Origin of the sequence: Metabacillus mesotrionivorans (assembly GCF_052171315.1) — a bacterium.
Lineage (GTDB): Bacteria > Bacillota > Bacilli > Bacillales > Bacillaceae > Bacillus_P.
Genome location: NZ_JBQMFF010000002.1, coordinates 25,518 through 43,843 on the forward strand (window position 1 = coordinate 25,518; position 18,326 = coordinate 43,843).

General features: G+C 44.2%; 20 protein-coding genes. All 20 read left to right on the forward strand.

Annotation, left to right across the window (positions count from 1 at the left end; genetic code table 11):
* Positions 1-7: 7 nt before the first annotated feature.
* Entirely contained in the window at positions 8-631 is a 624-nt protein-coding gene (locus ACTSEZ_RS05045) for a flagellar biosynthetic protein FliO (RefSeq protein WP_369733117.1), read from the forward strand.
* On the forward strand, positions 628-1,293 hold the full coding sequence (fliP, locus tag ACTSEZ_RS05050; protein WP_369733118.1) for a flagellar type III secretion system pore protein FliP: 666 nt from the start codon (positions 628-630) through the stop codon (positions 1,291-1,293). The genes ACTSEZ_RS05045 and fliP overlap by 4 nt, the downstream gene beginning before the upstream one ends.
* Before the next feature lie 14 nt (positions 1,294-1,307).
* Positions 1,308-1,577 carry a flagellar biosynthesis protein FliQ gene (fliQ, locus tag ACTSEZ_RS05055; protein WP_369733119.1) on the forward strand — a complete coding sequence of 90 codons (270 nt, stop codon included), beginning with the start codon at positions 1,308-1,310 and terminating at the stop codon, positions 1,575-1,577.
* 4 nt (positions 1,578-1,581) lie between these two features.
* Positions 1,582-2,355, forward strand: coding sequence for a flagellar biosynthetic protein FliR (fliR, locus tag ACTSEZ_RS05060; protein WP_369733120.1), 774 nt, complete (start codon positions 1,582-1,584; stop codon positions 2,353-2,355).
* A gap of 1 nt (position 2,356) precedes the next feature.
* The gene (gene flhB / locus ACTSEZ_RS05065; protein WP_369733121.1) at positions 2,357-3,439 is read left to right on the forward strand and encodes a flagellar biosynthesis protein FlhB; all 1,083 of its coding nucleotides are present in this window, start codon (positions 2,357-2,359) and stop codon (positions 3,437-3,439) included.
* Positions 3,440-3,481: 42 nt separating this feature from the next.
* A complete protein-coding gene (flhA, locus tag ACTSEZ_RS05070; RefSeq protein WP_369733122.1) occupies positions 3,482-5,515 on the forward strand; it encodes a flagellar biosynthesis protein FlhA in 2,034 nt (677 codons plus the stop codon).
* Positions 5,512-6,582: a flagellar biosynthesis GTPase FlhF gene (gene flhF / locus ACTSEZ_RS05075; RefSeq protein WP_369733123.1), complete on the forward strand. Its 1,071-nt coding sequence runs from the start codon at positions 5,512-5,514 to the stop codon at positions 6,580-6,582. Before flhA ends, flhF begins: the two co-directional genes overlap by 4 nt.
* 3 nt (positions 6,583-6,585) lie before the next feature.
* The gene (locus ACTSEZ_RS05080) at positions 6,586-7,449 is read left to right on the forward strand and encodes a MinD/ParA family protein (protein ID WP_369733124.1); all 864 of its coding nucleotides are present in this window, start codon (positions 6,586-6,588) and stop codon (positions 7,447-7,449) included.
* Complete coding sequence (locus ACTSEZ_RS05085; RefSeq protein ID WP_369733125.1) at positions 7,450-8,496, forward strand: protein-glutamate methylesterase/protein-glutamine glutaminase; 1,047 nt, start codon at positions 7,450-7,452, stop codon at positions 8,494-8,496.
* 37 nt (positions 8,497-8,533) lie between these two features.
* Complete coding sequence (locus ACTSEZ_RS05090; protein WP_369733126.1) at positions 8,534-10,495, forward strand: chemotaxis protein CheW; 1,962 nt, start codon at positions 8,534-8,536, stop codon at positions 10,493-10,495.
* Between the two features lie 41 nt (positions 10,496-10,536).
* A complete protein-coding gene (locus ACTSEZ_RS05095; protein WP_369734052.1) occupies positions 10,537-10,989 on the forward strand; it encodes a chemotaxis protein CheW in 453 nt (150 codons plus the stop codon).
* 21 nt (positions 10,990-11,010) lie between these two features.
* Entirely contained in the window at positions 11,011-11,505 is a 495-nt protein-coding gene (locus ACTSEZ_RS05100) for a chemotaxis protein CheD (RefSeq protein ID WP_369733127.1), read from the forward strand.
* 36 nt (positions 11,506-11,541) lie between these two features.
* Positions 11,542-12,309, forward strand: a complete 768-nt coding sequence (locus ACTSEZ_RS05105; RefSeq protein WP_029281286.1) for a FliA/WhiG family RNA polymerase sigma factor — start codon at positions 11,542-11,544, stop codon at positions 12,307-12,309.
* A 50-nt stretch (positions 12,310-12,359) separates the two neighbouring features.
* On the forward strand, positions 12,360-12,797 hold the full coding sequence (locus ACTSEZ_RS05110; RefSeq protein WP_369733128.1) for a DUF6115 domain-containing protein: 438 nt from the start codon (positions 12,360-12,362) through the stop codon (positions 12,795-12,797).
* Between the two features lie 150 nt (positions 12,798-12,947).
* The gene (gene rpsB / locus ACTSEZ_RS05115; RefSeq protein WP_029281282.1) at positions 12,948-13,646 is read left to right on the forward strand and encodes a 30S ribosomal protein S2; all 699 of its coding nucleotides are present in this window, start codon (positions 12,948-12,950) and stop codon (positions 13,644-13,646) included.
* Between the two features lie 161 nt (positions 13,647-13,807).
* Positions 13,808-14,689 (forward strand): translation elongation factor Ts, encoded by an 882-nt coding sequence (gene tsf, locus ACTSEZ_RS05120; protein ID WP_369733129.1) that lies wholly within the window; start codon positions 13,808-13,810, stop codon positions 14,687-14,689.
* A 173-nt stretch (positions 14,690-14,862) separates the two neighbouring features.
* Positions 14,863-15,585, forward strand: a complete 723-nt coding sequence (gene pyrH, locus ACTSEZ_RS05125; protein WP_203290172.1) for a UMP kinase — start codon at positions 14,863-14,865, stop codon at positions 15,583-15,585.
* 2 nt (positions 15,586-15,587) lie between these two features.
* Complete coding sequence (gene frr / locus ACTSEZ_RS05130; protein ID WP_029281276.1) at positions 15,588-16,145, forward strand: ribosome recycling factor; 558 nt, start codon at positions 15,588-15,590, stop codon at positions 16,143-16,145.
* 130 nt (positions 16,146-16,275) lie between these two features.
* On the forward strand, positions 16,276-17,049 hold the full coding sequence (gene uppS / locus ACTSEZ_RS05135) for an undecaprenyl pyrophosphate synthase (RefSeq protein WP_369733130.1): 774 nt from the start codon (positions 16,276-16,278) through the stop codon (positions 17,047-17,049).
* A 122-nt stretch (positions 17,050-17,171) separates the two neighbouring features.
* Complete coding sequence (gene dxr / locus ACTSEZ_RS05140; RefSeq protein WP_369733131.1) at positions 17,172-18,317, forward strand: 1-deoxy-D-xylulose-5-phosphate reductoisomerase; 1,146 nt, start codon at positions 17,172-17,174, stop codon at positions 18,315-18,317.
* Positions 18,318-18,326 lie beyond the last annotated feature (9 nt).

Here is an 18,326-nt window from a genome sequence, read left to right on the forward strand (position 1 = left end):
CCAGCACGTGAATACAAAATGGCTATGGTTTTTGCTGTTCTTCTGTCTCTGTCTGCTTGTAAATGAGCCCGTTCAAGTTTTCGCCGGCCAGGAATCAGGAACCGTTTCTGACTGGGTGAAAAATGACCGGCCTTCAGGTCCTGAAGCCCAGACGGATGACGCGGCTGCTCCCGGTGTATCAGCATGGGATTTTATTAAAATGATTCTTGCTACTGGTTTTGTCCTTTTCTTAATTTATATGCTTATCAAGTTTACAGCAGGAAAAAACAGGCTGAACGCTTCATCCAAATACATAGAGAATCTCGGCGGAACAAATGTGGGGCAGAACCGGAGTGTACAGCTGGTGAAAGTCGGCGGCAGTATTCTTGTCGTCGGGGTTTCAGACAGTGTTCAGCTGCTGAAGGAAATAGATGACGAAGAAGAATGCAAAGAAATTGTCCGGCTCCATGAAGAAAAGTTTATGCAGCACAGGGTTCAGCCGGATTGGGTTAAAAACCTGTCCGGATTGGCCGGGGCATCCGGCTCCCGGGAAGAAAAACCTTTGGCTTCATTTAAAGATCAGCTTCTTCAACTGAGAAAAGACCGGCAATCTGCTCTGAAAGACATAAAGAGAAAGGACAGCATAGAATGAACGAATTTATGGAAATATTCAGCTCAAGCGATGCTGCGAATGTAAGCACATCTGTCAAGCTGCTGCTTTTGCTGACTGTCCTTTCTCTCGCTCCAAGCATTCTGATTTTGATGACATGTTTCACAAGAATCATCATCGTGCTTTCATTTGTCAGAACGTCGCTTGCCACTCAGCAGATGCCTCCTAATCAGATCTTGATCGGAATTGCTTTGTTTTTAACTTTTTTTATCATGGCCCCGGTTTTTTCTGATATCAATCAGCAGGCGCTGACACCTTTATTCAATGAAGAAATAGGTCTTGAAGAGGCATATGATAAAGCTTCACTTCCGCTCAAGGAATTTATGAGCAAACATACAAGGCAGAAAGACCTTGCGCTGTTTCTTCAATATGCCAATCTTGAAAAGCCCAAGTCAGTTGAAGATATCCCTTTGACTGCACTTGTTCCTGCATTTGCAATAAGTGAGATCAAGACAGCCTTTCAAATTGGATTTATGATTTTCATTCCTTTTTTGGTCATTGATATGGTTGTAGCAAGTATTTTGATGTCTATGGGGATGATGATGCTTCCTCCCGTGATGATTTCTCTGCCATTTAAAATCCTTCTGTTCGTTCTTGTGGATGGGTGGTACCTGGTTGTGAAATCATTGCTTCAAAGCTTTTGAACAGGAGATATAAGATGAGTTCTGAATTTGTTATTTCTATAGCAGAAAAAGCGATATATACAACACTTATTATTTGCGGGCCGCTGCTTGCCATTGCACTGATTATTGGACTTGCAGTAAGTATCTTTCAGGCCACAACTCAAATACAGGAACAAACGCTTGCGTTTGTTCCGAAAATTGTCGGGGTTCTTGTCGGGCTGATTTTTTTCGGTCCATGGATGCTGTCTACAATCATTTCGTACGCACAGGACATTTTCGGCAACCTTGACCGGTTTGTAGGATAAGAGAATGGATGTCATTGAGTATTTTCCGGCATTTTTGCTTATTTTTGCAAGAATGAGCGCTTTTTTTGTCACAATGCCGCTGTTTTCCTACAGAACGATTCCGCAGCAGCACAAAATTGGTTTTTCATTCTTTTTATCAGTCATTGTTTTTTCATCTGTTCAGCCGGACCCTGTAGTAATAGGCGGAGAATTTGTGTTGCTGGTGCTGAAAGAAGTGCTTATTGGCCTCTTGATCGGGTTTTCTGCTTACCTGATGCTCGCGGCTGTCCAAATCGCCGGAAGTTTAATTGATTTTCAGACGGGCTTTGCTATTGCAAACATTATTGATCCGCAGACAGGGTCTCAAAGTCCGCTGATCGGGCAGTTTCTGAATGTCATGGCGCTATTGTTCATGCTGAGCATAAATGCTCATCATTTGCTTTTGGACGGCGTGTTTTACAGCTATCAATTTATTCCTCTTAGAGGAGAATTGTTTCCTCTCGGTGATGGAAGTGCTGCACTATTAATTACGAAAGCATTCAGCGCAATGTTTCTGATCGCATTCCAAATGTCCTTTCCGGTCGCTGCGTCTCTTTTTTTGGTGGACCTTGCCCTTGGAATTACTGCCCGGACTGTTCCGCAGCTGAATATTTTCGTCGTAGGCCTGCCTCTTAAGATCGGAGTCAGCTTTGTAATGCTTATTCTCGTTATGGGATCTATTTTTATGCTCATTCAGCATGTGATGGAAATGATGATTGAAACGATGAGAAATTTGATGCAACTTTTTGCCGGAGGCTGACATGGAATTTATAAAACTGGACCTGCAATTCTTTTCAGGAGAAAAAACAGAAAAAGCCACCCCGAGAAAACGCGAAGACGTCAGAAAAAAGGGGCAGGTTGCAAAGAGTGCAGATGTAAATACAGCCATCGGTCTCCTCGCTGTATTCCTTGCCTTTCTGTTTATTGGACCATATATGATGAAGCAGCTTCTCGCACTGATGAAATCTTCGCTGCAGGAGACCTTGCTGCTTCAATTGTCGGAGAAAAATGTACATGAATTAATGATCCAGATTGCTGTTCAGTCTGCGTATATGGCAGGACCGATTATGGGGGTTGCCCTGGTTGCGGGAGTTGCAGCGAATTACATGCAGGTCGGGTTTTTGTTTTCAACTGAAGCGGTGCAGATGAAACTGGAAAAAATCAATCCAATTCAAGGGTTTAAGCGGATCTACTCGCTCAGAGCTGTTGTTGAACTGCTGAAATCCATTTTAAAAATATCGTTTGTCGGGGCTGTCACTTTTTCCGTCATTTGGTTTCAGATGGACGGGATTTTGTCCCTTTCAAAGCTGTCGGTTGAAAAAGCGTTTCTTTTTGTTTCGAAGCTAGCCTTTCAGATGGGGCTGTTCGCATCCATTGCCCTGCTTTTTCTCTCGCTTCTCGATTATTTTTATCAAAAATATGATTTCGAGAAAAATATCCGGATGTCAAAACAGGATTTAAAGGACGAGTTTAAAAAATCCGAGGGAGATCCGCTGATCAAGTCGAGAATTAAGCAAAAGCAAAGGGAAATGGCAACACGCAGAATGATGCAGGATGTACCTGGGGCAGATGTCGTGATTACAAATCCGACTCATTACGCAATTGCCCTTAAATATGACGAAGATAAAATGGATGCACCGTTCGTTGTTGCTAAAGGAGTCGATTTTGTCGCTCAGAAAATCAAAGAAACGGCGAAAACAAACAATGTGACGATGATTGAAAATCGTCCTTTAGCCAGAGCGTTATACGATCAGGTTGATATCGGCAGGGCTGTGCCGGAAGAATTTTTTAAAGCGATAGCTGAAATTCTGGCTTACGTGTATCAGCTGAAAAATAAGGGGTAAGAACCTGCAATGCCTGCGTTTTCATAGAAAGAGAGGTACCTGATGCAAGCAAAAGATCTGACTGTATTGCTTAGTGTTATTTTAATAGTTGCGATGCTCATTATTCCGTTCCCTACATGGCTGTTAAGCTTGCTGATCATGCTTAATATTACACTTGCTCTTCTTGTGCTGCTGACATCCATGAACATGAGGGAGCCGCTGGATTTTGCCATTTTTCCATCCCTGCTTCTGCTCTTGACATTGTTCAGACTCGGACTGAATGTATCGACAACCCGCGCGATTCTTTCTCATGGGGAAGCCGGGGGAGTTGTTGAAACATTCGGAACCTTCGTTGTAGGCGGAAATGTCATTGTTGGATTTGTTGTGTTTCTTATTCTTATTATCATTCAATTTGTCGTCATTACAAAGGGTTCTGAGCGTGTCTCAGAGGTTGCTGCCCGCTTTACGCTTGATGCGATGCCGGGAAAGCAGATGAGTATTGATGCAGATCTCAACGCCGGTGTCATTTCCGAACAGCAGGCAAGATCACGCCGCGAAAAAGTATCCAGAGAAGCAGATTTCTACGGAGCAATGGATGGTGCGAGCAAGTTCGTAAAGGGAGATGCGATTGCCGGCATTATCATTGTCATCATCAACATGATTTTCGGAATCATTATCGGCATGATGCAGCTTGGCATGGGTTTTGGCGACGCTGCATCCCACTTTACAATGCTCACAGTCGGAGACGGGATTGTCAGCCAGATTCCTGCACTGCTTATCTCGACTGCAACCGGTATTGTCGTAACAAGAGCAGCTTCAGACGGAAATCTGGGATCGGATATAACAAGCCAGCTTTTCGCCTATCCGAAAATGATGTATGTAGCTGCAGGAACGATTTTGCTTCTTGGACTGTTTACACCAATCGGATTATTTGTGACAGTCCCGATCGCTGCCGCTTTTGGCGCAGGCGGATACATCATTTCAAAATCAAAAGAGAAACTCCCTGAAACAGAAGAAGCTGCTGAGGAAGAGATCGAACTGGATGAAATGAAATCACCGGAAAGTGTCGTGCAACTGCTGAATGTGGATCCAATTGAGTTTGAATTTGGCTATGGCCTTATTCCGCTTGCAGATGCAAATCAGGGCGGAGACCTGCTTGACCGGATTGTCATGATCAGAAGGCAGCTTGCCATTGAACTCGGGCTTGTTATTCCTGTTGTCCGCATCCGTGACAACATTCAGCTTCAGCCGAATGAATACAGACTTAAGCTGAAAGGGACCGAGGTCGCGAAGGGTGAAATTCTTCTCGATCATTTCCTCGCAATGGCCCCAGGTATTGAAGATGATTCAATTGAAGGAATCGATACAATTGAACCTTCATTCGGCCTGCCTGCAAAATGGATCACGGAAGAAAACAAAGATGCGGCGGAAATGTTCAGTTATACAGTTGTTGATCCTCCGTCCGTTGTATCGACTCATATGACAGAAACGATTAAAAGACATGCGCACGAGCTGCTTGGAAGACAGGAAACGAAACAGCTGCTGGATCATCTGCGGGAAACGTATCCTATCCTTGCTGAAGAGGTTACGCCTTCCCCGCTTTCTATTGGCGACATTCAGAAGGTGCTTTCCAAGCTTTTAAAAGAAAAAGTATCCATCCGCAATCTGCCGGTTATCTTTGAAGCACTTGCGGACTACGGGAAATTGACATCAGATCCTGATCTGCTCTGCGAGTATACGAGACAGGCACTTGCAAAGCAAATTACGGGACAGTATACAGCCGGAGATACTTTAAAAGTAGTCACTCTGTCAGGGAAAGTCGAAAAAGCAGTCGCTGACGGTGTTCAGCAGACCGAGCACGGGAATTATCTGGCAATGGATCCGGATCTTTCCCAGGCCATTATTGAATCTATTGCTAAAGAAGTAGAACAGCTTTCCCTGCAGGAGCAAACACCGATTCTTCTCTGTTCTCCTGCAGTAAGGATGTATGTAAGGCAGCTGATTGACCGTTACTTTCCTCAGCTTCCTGTGCTTTCTTACAATGAGCTTGAGGCAAATGTTGAAGTTCAGAGCGTTGGGTTGGTGAATATTGCATGAAGGTGAAAAAATTTCTTGCATCAAATATGCAGGAAGCCATGCAGCAAATTAAAAATGATCTTGGCAAGGATGCTGTTATTTTAAGCTCCAAGCATGTTTATAAAGGAGGAATACTCGGTTTCTTTGCCCAAAAAAAGGTTGAAGTCATCGCAGGGCATGATCCGGATCCTGTCTTCAGGACAATGCCGGCACCTAAGAAAGAGCCGGCGCAGGAAATCTTTTCAGAAACCTCTCTGCTGAGCGAAATGAGAGAAGTTAAGAGTCTTGTAAAATCGCTCCGTGAACAAGAAGAAGCGTCCAATCTGCCTCAAGAGCTGAAAGATCTTGAACGGCTTCTGGCCGAAAAGGAAGTGCAGGGGAGAGCAGACATTCTCTCTGAACTTAGAGAAATGGAAGGGGAACAATCCTTGCAGGACTGGGTGCAAAAAGCATCAGAAATCATGGCTGAGAAACTGGCCGCCTTCCCATTTAACGGGATTTCTCATGAGAAAAAATATATTTTAGCCGCCGGTCCTACTGGAGTGGGGAAAACTACAACGCTCGCAAAGCTTGCAGCTGAAAGCATGTTAAAAGAAAAGAAAAAAATTGCCTTTATCACAACTGATACATACAGAATTGCAGCGATTGATCAGATCAGGACCTATGCAGGTATTTTAAATGCTCCGCTCAAAGTCTGCTATACCCCTGAAGATGTGAAGGAAGCAAAAGAAGCTTTTGCTGAAATGGATGCCGTATTTATTGATACGGCCGGAAGAAACTACAGGAACAAATTGTTCGTTCAGGAATTAAAGGATCTGCTTGGAGCAAATGATGACACAGAAACCTATCTTGTGCTCTCGGCTGCTTCCAAGTACAGCGACATGCAGGAGATCTACCTAAATTTCAGTGCAATGAATCCGGAAAAGCTGATCTTTACAAAGATTGATGAAACAGCTGCTAAAGGTTCACTTTATGATTTCGTTCAGTTTGCCGGGCTTGGCGTTTCATACTTTTCTAATGGCCAGAACGTTCCTGATGACATCATGCCGGCTTCCGCAAAAATGATGGCAGAGGAGATTATGAGGTAGAAAATGGATCAGGCAGAGCAGTTAAGAAGACAGATATTTAAGACAGAAAACAAAACCTCCAAAGCAATTGCCGTGCTGAGCGGAAAAGGAGGAGTCGGAAAATCAGGCTTCACCGTAAATCTTGCAGCACAGCTTTGCGGACGGGGAAAGAGGGCGCTCATTTTAGATCTTGATATCGGTTACGGGAACATCGATCTCTTGATTGGGGAATCCAGCAGACATTCCATGATTGATTTTTTTCAGGGAGAAAAGAAGCTGAGTGAGATTATCTGCAAAAGCAGTGCGGGTTTTGACTACATTTCAGGAGGTACAGGACTTTCGCATGTAGTTTCCCTTAATGACATGCAGCTTTCGGCCTTTTCGCAAGAGCTTGACCAGGCATTTTGCACGTACGATTATCTGCTCCTTGATCTTGGTGCAGGAATGACATCTGACAGTTTAAAGTTTGCCATGAGTGCTGATGAGCTGGCGGTTGTGACGACACCTGAGCCGACTGCGATAACAGATGCTTACTCAGCGATCAAGGTCATAAGTTTCCATGAAAAATCCATACCTGTTTCCATTGTTGTCAATAAAGCCGATGACGAAAAAACAGCCCAATTAACATTTGCCAGAATGCAGTCGGCTGTCACCCGTTTTCTTGACAGGGAGGTATCTTTTGCCGGCTGGATGCCCCAGGATGCACTCGTATCAGAAGCCGTAAAAAGGCAGGTGCCATTCAGCATCCTGTTTCCTAAATGCCCGGCTTCGCGCGGTATTTGCCGGATTGCTGACAGCATGGTCTCTGCACCCGGTTCAGAGGCACCGCCTCAAAAAACATCATTTTTTTCCAGAGTGTCACAGCTCTTCAGGGGAGGCGGAGATTAAATGAATAAAACGTCTGTTCTAGTTGTGGATGATTCTGCATTTATGCGGAAACTGATTGCCGGTTTCCTGAATGAAAGCGGTACGTGCTATGCTGCAGGCACAGCAAGAAACGGAGAGGATGCCCTCGAAAAAATGAAGGCGCTGAATCCGGACGTGGTGACGCTGGATATAGAAATGCCCGGTATGGACGGACTTCAGACACTGAAGCGAATCATGGAGGGCACGCCAAAGCCGGTTATCATGTTTTCAGGCATGACGCAGCGGGGAGCGGATCTCACAATACAATCTCTTCAAATGGGAGCGGTTGATTTTATACCGAAGCCTTCCGGGGCAATCTCACTTGATCTGCATAAAGTAAAGGACGACCTGATCCGAAAGGTTGAGATGGCTGGCCAGCTGAAAATGGAAACCATCACTGCTGGCGGAAGGAACAGACCTTTTAACGAAAGGAAAACGTCCAGACTGAACAGCAGCAGGAAAGTCATCTGCATTGGCACATCAACAGGAGGACCAAGAGCGCTGCAGCAGGTTCTGCCGAAGCTTCCGGGGGATTTGAACGCACCTGTTTTTGTTGTGCAGCATATGCCGGAGGGGTTTACCGCTTCGCTTGCAGCGCGGCTTGACACGTTATCGCATCTTACTGTCAAAGAGGCAGAAGACGGGGAACTTGTCAAAAAGGCCACAGCCTACCTCGCACCGGGAGGAACTCACATGAAGGTGGAGGAATCAATGTCCGGGCTTGTGATCAGGCTTACCAAGGAAAGCCTTAATACGGCTCACAGACCATCTGTTGATGTATTGTTTGAATCGCTCAGCCGGATCAAAAATGTGCACAAAATAGCTGTGATCATGACCGGTATGGGTTCAGACGGATCCGAAGGGCTGAAAAAATTAAAACAATCCGGATCCCTTCATGCCATATCAGAATCCGAAAAAACATCCGTTGTATTCGGAATGCCCAAAATGGCAGTTGAGACGAATGCAGTTGATGCAGTTGAACATCTGGAGGATATTGCTGATGCGATTCTTAAATCAGTTCAATCATAAGCCGGAAATATTTGCAGTCTAAGGGGAGTAAGTCAAAATGGATATGAATCAATATTTAGATGTCTTTATTGAAGAAAGCAAAGAGCATCTGCAGTCCTGCAGCCAAAAGCTCCTGGAACTTGAGAAAAACCCTGAAGATTCAGCGATTGTAAGTGAAATTTTCAGGTCAGCACACACGTTAAAAGGCATGAGTGCAACGATGGGTTATACGGACCTTGCAAACCTGACTCACCATATGGAAAATGTGCTTGATGCGATCCGTCACGGAAAACTGTCTGTTCAGCCTGCTGTTCTTGATGCCGCATTTGAAGCTGTTGACCTACTTGAAGAAATGGTTCTTTCCATTGCAGGCGGAGGAAACGGAAAAAAAGACGTGCTCCAAATGATTGAAACGTTTAAAAAGCTCGAAGGCGCTGAAGACCAGGCTGTGATTCCTGTTCCGTCCGAAACGATGATCCTTGATGATTTTGAACGCACCGTTATCCAGCAGGGGGCAGAGCAGGGGTATCAGCCTTACGAAATTACTGTTTTTCTTAGAGAGGACTGTCTTTTAAAAGCAGCGAGGGTTTTCATGATTTTTGAGCTTGGTGAAAAACTTGGCGATATCATTAAATCTGTTCCGGCAGCGGACATGCTTGAGGAGGAAAAGTTCGATTCAACATTCCGTTTGATTTTCGTTTCAAAAGAGCAGCCGGAAGACATTCAGTCGCAGATGATGAAAGTTTCAGAGGTCGAGAGAGTCGAAATCAGCCCGCTCGCACTTGATCAGTCCGTCTTCATTGAAAAGGACGCCGGGATTGTAATGGATTCCGAGGCAGAAGCTGAGACGGCTGCTGCAAAGGTTTCAGGAAGTTCAAAGACGATCCGTGTGAACATTGAGAGACTGGACAGCCTGATGAACCTGTTTGAAGAGCTTGTCATAGACAGGGGCCGACTTGAACAGATTTCAAAAGAATTAAAAAACAGCGAACTCAATGAAACTGTGGAACATATGAGCCGCATTTCCGGAGATTTGCAGACCATTATTTTAAACATGAGAATGGTGCCAGTTGAAACAGTTTTTAATCGATTTCCAAGAATGGTTCGCCAGCTGGCGAAAGACCTGAATAAAAAAATTCATTTGTCTGTTACCGGCGCTGAAACAGAACTTGACAGAACAGTCATTGATGAAATCGGCGATCCACTCGTCCATTTATTAAGAAATGCGCTTGATCACGGGATTGAAACACCTGAACAGCGGAGGATGAACGGTAAACCTGAAGAAGGAAACGTCGCCTTAAAAGCCTATCACAGCGGTAATTATGTCTTTATTGATATAGAAGATGACGGGGCCGGCATAAGCAGGCAGAGGATCTTGAAAAAGGCAATAGAGCGCGGGCTTGTCACTGAAAGAGATGGCGCAGACTTGTCTGATGAACAGGTTTATGACTTCATGTTTTCATCAGGATTTTCTACGGCCACCACCATCTCAGATGTTTCAGGCAGAGGCGTGGGTCTTGATGTTGTCAAAAATACGATTGAATCACTTGGAGGCAGCATAACCATTCAGTCAAGGGAAGGATTTGGCTCACTGTTTTCCATCCAGCTTCCGCTGACTTTATCCATTATCTCCGTGCTGCTTGTGAAGCTTGCAAACGAAACATTTGCGATTCCGATTTCCTCTATTATTGAAACAGCGGTAATCAGAAGAGATGAAATCTTGAACGCGCACAATCAGAAAGTCATCGATTACAGGGGGAAAATTGTTCCGCTTGTTTCACTGAAGGAAATCTTAGAGGTCCCATGCGAACCATATGATGACTCGCACCTGGCGATCGTCATTGTCAAAAAAGGCGACCGGCTGGCGGCTCTGATGGTAGATTCTTTCATTGGCCAGCAGGAGATTGTGCTCAAACCCCTCGGAAACTACTTGAATTCTGTTTTTGCTGTATCAGGAGCTACGATTTTAGGTGACGGACAAGTAGCCCTTATTATCGACTGCAACGCCCTGATTAAATAGCCGGAAGGGAGAGAAGAAACGTGAATGATACGCTTGAGAAAATGATTGTTTTTCAGCTTAATAACAAAGAATACGGCATTGCTGTCGGAAAAGTGAGATCAATAGAAAAAATGCAGACGATCACGCGTGTGCCCGGAACAGATTCTTTTGTAAAAGGGGTCATGAACTTGAGGGGGATCGTCACTCCTGTGATCGATCTGAGAACGCGATTTGGGCTTTTGCAGGAAGAATTGACCGAAAGCAGCCGGATTATTGTCGCGGCTCTTGATTCATATGAAGTCGGTTTTATCGTCGATTCAGCAAATGATGTCATTGATCTGTCTCCTGAAGAGCGTGAGCCTGCACCTGAAGTTGCAGGAGCAGAAGAGGCGGAATACATTGTCGGCGTTGCAAAATCCGGCAAACGCCTGATCATTCTTCTGGATCTGAATAAGGTTTTAGCAGACACATCACATTCCCCTGCCATTAACAAACGGAATGTTCAGCTTGCATAATCCGGGATGGAAGCCTTTGGAATGGACAAACAGGAGCGAATGATCAAGGTTGGAATTGCTGAAAAAAACATTGTTTCACAGCCATATTTGATAAGAACATCCGGACTTGGCTCATGTGTAGGGCTTGTTCTGTTCGACGAGGAACATAAAACAGCCGGCCTCGTGCACATCATGCTGCCTGATTCCTCTTTGTCCCGCACAGGAGATTACAATCCTTCCAAATATGCGGATACAGCTGTAAAGGACCTGGCTGATAAATTGGCAGAAAGAGGGTGCAGAAAGGGTGCTTTGAAAGCAAAGTTTGCAGGTGGAGCACAAATGTTCCCATTTCAGCCTTCGGGGATGCTCAACATTGGAGCAAGGAATGTGGCCGCTGTTTTAAAGCAGCTGGATATAATGAAAATTCCTGTCATCAGCATGGATACCGGGGGAAGCAGCGGGAGAACAATCGAGTTTAATCCCGCAACAGGAAAGCTTTCTATTTTTACAGTCAATCAATCTGCAAAAACGATCTGACAGACACCGAAAATATCACAGCAGAAGGGGAGAAAAATGGAACAAGCTGCAAAACTCGAAGAACAAGAATATTGGAATAAATGGATTCACTGCCGTGACCATGAAGCTTGCAATGCGCTGATTCACCGCTATTTGCCCCTTGTCAGCTATCATGTACAGCGTATTTCAGTCAGTCTGCCCAAATCTGTCAATAAAGAAGATTTAAAAAGCATAGGCATGGTCGGTCTCTACGATGCTCTTGAAAAGTTTGACTACACACGCGACCTGAAATTTGAAACTTATGCTTCTTTCAGGATCAGAGGAGCGATCCTTGACGGACTGAGAAAAGAAGACTGGCTGCCCCGCAGTTCAAGAGAAAAAGCAAAAAAAGTGGATGCCGCCATTGAACGGCTGGAACAAAAATATTTGAGGAATGTTCAACCAAAAGAAGTCGCCGCGGACCTTGAAATGTCGGAAAATGAAGTTATTTCGATCATGAACGAAGGCTTCTTTGCCAATGTTCTTTCCATTGATGATCAAAATCATGAGCATGATGAACAGGACCATCAGAAATTTGTTATCCGGGATGAAAAAGCTGAAATGCCTGAAGAGAAAATGGTAAAGGATGAACTGATCGGACAGCTTGCAGAAGTCATTGTCAATCTGACAGAAAAAGAGCAGCAGGTCATCAGCTTATTTTATAAAGAGGAACTGACGCTGACTGAAATAGGACAGGTCTTAAGTCTTTCTACATCACGTATTTCGCAGATTCATTCAAAAGCTCTGTTTAAGCTGAAGCATCTTCTTGAAAAAATTAATTCTTGACGGGCAGCTTTTGTAAACAGGCGATATAAAAAGGTCAGGTGAAACGGTATATGACAGCAGCACTCCTGGCATTAAGCCTTATTCTGCACGCTGCATCACTTTATTTGATTGCACTTTTATTTTTACGTTATAAAAATGTGCTGCAGGCTGAAGAGAGGCAGGCCGCCATGCTTGAAGAAACAGAACAGGCGCTTGCTGCCTGCATGCTTGAGATGAGAGAAGAGAATGAAAAGCTTCTGGCTGCGCTTGACCGTTCTTTTATAACGGGCGAAAGTTCCGCAGATTCTCATGACGGCGGAGGGGTTCAGCAGAAAGAGCTTTCTCATGAGGAGGCACCTGAAACCCCTCATGAAAAAGACCAGTCGGATCAATTCCGTCTGGATGTATTAAATCTTTATCAAAATGGCTATACAATAGAAGAAATAGCAAAAAAGCTTGATAAAGGAAAAACAGAAATCTCCCTTATGCTGAAATTCCGCCAATTCTAGTCGAATTTTGCTTGCGAATGATTTTTCATTGTGATATATTAATTTTTGGTGTTAATACACACGCCATAGATTCGGGCATTGGTGCTGTTTAGACAGTTTTGCCTGAAGATGATATGTGCGGAGGAGAAAAAACCATTAGGAGGAAATACCATGTCAGTCATTTCAATGAAACAACTACTTGAAGCAGGTGTTCATTTCGGCCATCAAACACGCCGCTGGAACCCTAAGATGAAGCGTTACATCTTCACTGAGCGTAACGGCATCTACATCATCGACCTTCAAAAAACAGTTAAGAAGGTTGAAGAAGCTTACCAGTTCACGAAAGAACTAGCTGCAAACGGCGGCACAATTCTTTTCGTAGGAACTAAAAAACAAGCTCAGGATTCAGTTAAAGAAGAAGCTGAGCGTTCAGGAATGTACTTCGTTAACCAACGCTGGTTGGGCGGAACGCTTACAAACTTTGAAACGATTCAAAAGCGCATCAAACGTCTGAAAGACATCGAAAAAATGCAAGAAGACGGCACTTTCGAAGTTCTTCCAAAGAAAGAAGTTGTTCAGCTTAACAAAGAGCTTGAGCGTCTTGAGAAATTCTTGGGCGGAATCAAAGACATGAAAGGTCTTCCTGATGCACTATTCATCATTGACCCTCGCAAAGAGCGCATTGCCGTTGCTGAAGCACGCAAATTGAACATTCCAATCGTTGGTATCGTTGATACAAACTGCGATCCGGATGAAATTGATTACGTAATTCCTGCAAATGATGATGCAATCCGTGCAGTTAAGCTTTTAACTTCTAAAATTGCTGATGCAATTCTTGAAACAAAACAAGGTGAAGAAACAACTGCTTAATCAAGTAAAGGTGATAAGAGGGGAATGCCTTTTATCACCTTTTTTAAAGAGGCTTTTTCCTGACGGGGAAAGCCCCCTTTAACAAAACGAAAAACATTCTGGTTCAGAATGAAACCAATACATAATGGCGGAACGGCCGAAAATTAAGGAGGAAAACTCTCATGGCAATTACAGCTCAAATGGTAAAAGAATTACGCGAAAAAACTGGTGCAGGTATGATGGACTGCAAAAAAGCACTTACAGCAACAGAAGGCGATATGGAAAAAGCGATTGATTTCCTTCGTGAAAAAGGAATCGCTTCTGCTTCTAAAAAAGCGGACCGCGTAGCTGCTGAAGGACTTGCTCTTGTTAAAGCTGAAGGAAACGAAGCCGTTATCCTTGAAGTGAACTCTGAAACTGATTTCGTAGCTAAAAACGAAGGATTCAAGGAGCTTCTTGATACACTTGCTTCACACCTTCTTGCTAAAAAGCCTGCTGACCTTGAAGCTGCTCTTGCATCTGAAATGGACAATGGCACAACTGTAAATGACTACATCAACTCTGCAATCGCTAAAATCGGTGAGAAAATCACTCTTCGCCGCTTTGATATCGTATCAAAAACAGACAGCGATGCATTCGGTTCTTACCTTCACATGGGCGGCCGCATTGCCGTTCTTGCTGTTCTTGAAGGAACAACTGACGAAGATACAGCTAAAGACGTTGCGATGCACGTAGCTGCTGTTAACCCTAAATACATCGGCCGTGACGCTGTAAGCGAAGAAGAAGTAACTCGCGAGCGCGAAGTTCTTTCTCAGCAGGCTCTAAACGAAGGCAAGCCTGCTAACATCGTTGAAAAAATGGTTGAAGGCCGTCTTGGCAAATTCTTCGAAGAGATCTGCCTTCTTGAGCAGAACTTCGTTAAAAACCCTGATCTTAAGGTAAAACAATTTGTTGAGTCTAAAGGCGCAACAGTAAAAAGCTTTACTCGCTTTGAAGTAGGCGAAGGCATTGAAAAACGCCAGGATAACTTTGCTGAAGAAGTTATGAACCAAGTCAAAAAATAATTCAGTCCGACGTAAGAGAAAACAGCTGTTTTCCTTAATGAAGACGAGTAAATGAAAGACAGGGAACACACTTCTGTGTTCCCTCTTTTTGAAAAAGCCTGTTTCCCCGCGGGGTGAATACAGCTTGAATCATTTACATGCATCGATTTACCCGAAAAGACTTGGAGGTCATTATGAGCAAACCTAAATATAATCGTATCGTACTTAAATTGAGCGGAGAAGCGTTAGCAGGAACGGACAGCTTCGGCATTAAGCCTGCTGTCATTCAGTCCATTGCCAAGCAAGTGAAAGAAATTGCAGAGCTTGGTGTTGAAGTGGCTGTAGTTGTAGGCGGCGGCAACATCTGGCGCGGCAAAATCGGCAGTGAAATGGGCATGGACCGTGCAACTGCCGACTATATGGGAATGCTTGCTACCGTGATGAATTCACTTGCTCTGCAGGACAGCCTTGAAACGTTCGGCATTCAGACCCGCGTTCAGACTTCCATTGAAATGAGACAAGTTGCAGAGCCGTACATCAGAAGAAAAGCAATCAGACACCTTGAGAAAAAACGAGTTGTCATTTTTGCTGCAGGTACGGGAAATCCTTACTTCTCCACTGATACAACAGCGGCGCTCCGGGCAGCAGAAATTGAAGCAGATGTCATTCTGATGGCAAAAAACAATGTTGACGGCGTCTATACAGCAGATCCAAAGAAAGACGCAGCCGCTGTAAAATACGAAACACTGTCTTACCTTGACGTATTGAAAGAAGGTCTGGAAGTGATGGATTCTACTGCTTCATCACTTTGCATGGACAATGATATCCCGCTGATTGTCTTCTCTGTTATGGAAGAAGGCAACATTAAACGTGCAGTACTCGGCGAAAATATCGGAACAATTGTAAGGGGGAAATAATGATGGCTAAACAAGTTCTTGCACAAGCAAAAGATAAAATGGAAAAAGCGGTATCTGCCTATAACAGAGAGCTTTCAACCGTACGCGCAGGCCGTGCAAATGCATCTCTTCTTGATAAAATTGTCGTAGATTACTACGGTGCGCCTACACCGGTCAACCAGCTTGCTTCTATTAACACACCTGAAGCAAGACTGCTAGTGATTCAGCCTTATGACAAAACGGTACTCGGCGAAATCGAAAAAGCGATCCTTAAATCAGATCTTGGATTAAATCCTACAAACGACGGATCTTTAATCCGGCTTGCTATTCCGGCCCTTACTGAAGAGCGCCGCAAAGAGCTTGCTAAACTTGTAAAGAAATATGCTGAAGAAGCAAAAGTTGCAGTCCGCAATGTGCGCCGTGACGCAAACGACGATTTGAAAAAGCTTGAGAAAAATGGCGAAATCACAGAAGATGAGCTTCGCACAAACAATGATCAAGTTCAAAAAACGACGGATGAGTTCATCAGCAAAATTGACGCTATTGCAAAAGATAAAGAAAAAGAAATCATGGAAGTTTAAGTTAAAAATCTGTACAATGGAATTGTGCTCAAAAGACCCTCTTATGTTTACAGGGGGTTTTTTTGTTAATACTGTTAACACCGCTGCAGTATATGAGACCGCAGAATGTTACGGGTGATGGAGGAATCACATGCTGGGCAAACTGAAAAATTGGAGAAATCCTAACCGGGAACTGTCTGTTACCTCAAAAGATGACTTGATCAAACGGGGAATACCTGAACATATTGCCATTATTATGGACGGAAATGGGAGATGGGCCAAAAAACGCGCACTTCCAAGGATTGCCGGACACCATGAAGGCATGAAGACAGTAAGAAAAATCACAAAGCTTTCCAATGAGCTCGGTGTAAAGGCTCTTACTCTATATGCTTTTTCAACTGAAAACTGGAAACGCCCAAAGTCTGAAGTCGATTACCTGATGAAGCTGCCTGAAGAGTTTCTCGGAACCTTTCTGCCTGAGCTGATCGAGGAAAATGTACAGGTCAGAATTATTGGCGACGAATCCAAAATACCGGCGCATACGCTTCGCGCTGTGCAAAAAGCAAAAGAGGAAACAGGATCCAATAACGGACTTATTTTAAATTTTGCCTTAAATTACGGAAGCCGGGCGGAGATGATTCATGCTGTCCGCGGCATTGTTGAAGATGCAGAAAACGGCGAATTAAAGATTGAAGACATAAGCGAAGAGCTGTTTTCAAGTTATTTAATGACAAGCGGAATGAAAGATCCTGATTTGCTGATCCGGACAAGCGGGGAAATCAGGCTGAGCAACTTCATGCTATGGCAGCTTGCCTACTCGGAATTCGTCTTTACGGATGTTCTCTGGCCTGATTTCAGCGAAGGTCACCTTCTTTCAGCCATTGATGAGTATCAGCACAGAGGAAGAAGGTTTGGAGGATTGTAAAGGCAATCTCCCTGGTTTATCATCCAGGGATTATACATAACTTGAGTGGTGCAGGGATTCGCACGTTATTTGCATAATCCAGATATACAGAGATCTGCAGCAGACGAATGGGGAGTGACATGGTGAAGAGAATCAGTTTATTGGGTGCAACAGGTTCGATCGGACAGCAGACACTTGATGTCATTAAGGCTCATCCGGAACAATTTCAGCTAGTTTCCATGTCATTTGGAAGCAACCTTACTTTAGGCAGAAAAGCAATTATTGAGTTTTCGCCCCGTTTAGTGGCTGTAAATGACTTTGATGCCTATTCACAGCTGAAAAGTGAATTTCCGGACGTGTCCTTTGCTTTTGGCGAAGAAGGCCTGATTGAAGCTGCCGTTTTGCCTGAAGCAGACATCCTGGTTAATGCTGTTATGGGGAGCGTCGGTCTTCTGCCGACATTAAAAGCAATTGAATGCAAAAAAACGATCGCCATTGCCAATAAAGAAACACTTGTAACGGCAGGCCATCTTGTAACGGCTCATGCAAAAACATACAATGTGGAGCTCCTGCCTGTAGACAGCGAGCATTCAGCTATTTTTCAATGTCTTCAGGGTGAGAATCCCAAATCTTTGGAGCGGCTTATTATTACTGCTTCTGGAGGGAGCTTCCGCGACAGGAAGCGGGAGGACCTTGAAAATGTCACGGTGGAAGAAGCCCTTAACCATCCGAACTGGTCGATGGGAGCTAAAATCACGATTGACTCTGCAACAATGATGAACAAAGGTCTTGAAGTCATTGAAGCGCACTGGCTGTTTGACCTGCCGTATGAAAAGATCGATGTGCTGCTGCACAAAGAAAGCATTATCCATTCCATGGCTGAATTTCATGACCGCAGCGTCATTGCCCAGCTTGGAACACCTGATATGAGAGTGCCGATTCAATATGCCCTGTCTTATCCTGAACGGTTGCCGATGCCCGATACGAAACAGCTGAATTTATGGGAGGCGGGCAAGCTCCACTTTGAAAAAGCTGATTTTGAACGATACCGCTGCTTACAATTTGCTTATGATTCAGGTAAAATTGGAGGAACGATGCCGACTGTCCTGAACGCTGCAAATGAAGAAGCTGTGGCCGCTTTTCTGAAAGGGAAAATTAAGTTTCTTCAAATCGAAAACCTGATTGAGAGGGCACTTTCAAAACATTGTGTGATAACAGACCCGAATCTGAATATCATTCAAGAAGTGGACAAAGAGACAAGAGAATTTGTTCAATCATTCTATTCATAAAGGTGGTCA

Bases quoted from the DNA above. Each gene is read 5' to 3' on its own strand.
- fliP (WP_369733118.1), top strand. From the start codon at position 628: ATGAACGAATTTATGGAAATATTCAGCTCAAGCGATGCTGCGAATGTA.
- pyrH (WP_203290172.1), top strand. From the start codon at position 14,863: ATGAGCAAACCTAAATATAATCGTATCGTACTTAAATTGAGCGGAGAA.
- flhA (WP_369733122.1), top strand. From the start codon at position 3,482: ATGCAAGCAAAAGATCTGACTGTATTGCTTAGTGTTATTTTAATAGTT.
- ACTSEZ_RS05110 (WP_369733128.1), top strand. From the start codon at position 12,360: ATGACAGCAGCACTCCTGGCATTAAGCCTTATTCTGCACGCTGCATCA.
- ACTSEZ_RS05090 (WP_369733126.1), top strand. From the start codon at position 8,534: ATGGATATGAATCAATATTTAGATGTCTTTATTGAAGAAAGCAAAGAG.
- frr (WP_029281276.1), top strand. From the start codon at position 15,588: ATGGCTAAACAAGTTCTTGCACAAGCAAAAGATAAAATGGAAAAAGCG.
- tsf (WP_369733129.1), top strand. From the start codon at position 13,808: ATGGCAATTACAGCTCAAATGGTAAAAGAATTACGCGAAAAAACTGGT.
- fliR (WP_369733120.1), top strand. From the start codon at position 1,582: ATGGATGTCATTGAGTATTTTCCGGCATTTTTGCTTATTTTTGCAAGA.
- ACTSEZ_RS05080 (WP_369733124.1), top strand. From the start codon at position 6,586: ATGGATCAGGCAGAGCAGTTAAGAAGACAGATATTTAAGACAGAAAAC.
- ACTSEZ_RS05105 (WP_029281286.1), top strand. From the start codon at position 11,542: ATGGAACAAGCTGCAAAACTCGAAGAACAAGAATATTGGAATAAATGG.
- rpsB (WP_029281282.1), top strand. From the start codon at position 12,948: ATGTCAGTCATTTCAATGAAACAACTACTTGAAGCAGGTGTTCATTTC.
- ACTSEZ_RS05085 (WP_369733125.1), top strand. From the start codon at position 7,450: ATGAATAAAACGTCTGTTCTAGTTGTGGATGATTCTGCATTTATGCGG.
- ACTSEZ_RS05095 (WP_369734052.1), top strand. From the start codon at position 10,537: ATGATTGTTTTTCAGCTTAATAACAAAGAATACGGCATTGCTGTCGGA.
- flhB (WP_369733121.1), top strand. From the start codon at position 2,357: ATGGAATTTATAAAACTGGACCTGCAATTCTTTTCAGGAGAAAAAACA.
- fliQ (WP_369733119.1), top strand. From the start codon at position 1,308: ATGAGTTCTGAATTTGTTATTTCTATAGCAGAAAAAGCGATATATACA.
- ACTSEZ_RS05100 (WP_369733127.1), top strand. From the start codon at position 11,011: ATGGACAAACAGGAGCGAATGATCAAGGTTGGAATTGCTGAAAAAAAC.
- uppS (WP_369733130.1), top strand. From the start codon at position 16,276: ATGCTGGGCAAACTGAAAAATTGGAGAAATCCTAACCGGGAACTGTCT.
- flhF (WP_369733123.1), top strand. From the start codon at position 5,512: ATGAAGGTGAAAAAATTTCTTGCATCAAATATGCAGGAAGCCATGCAG.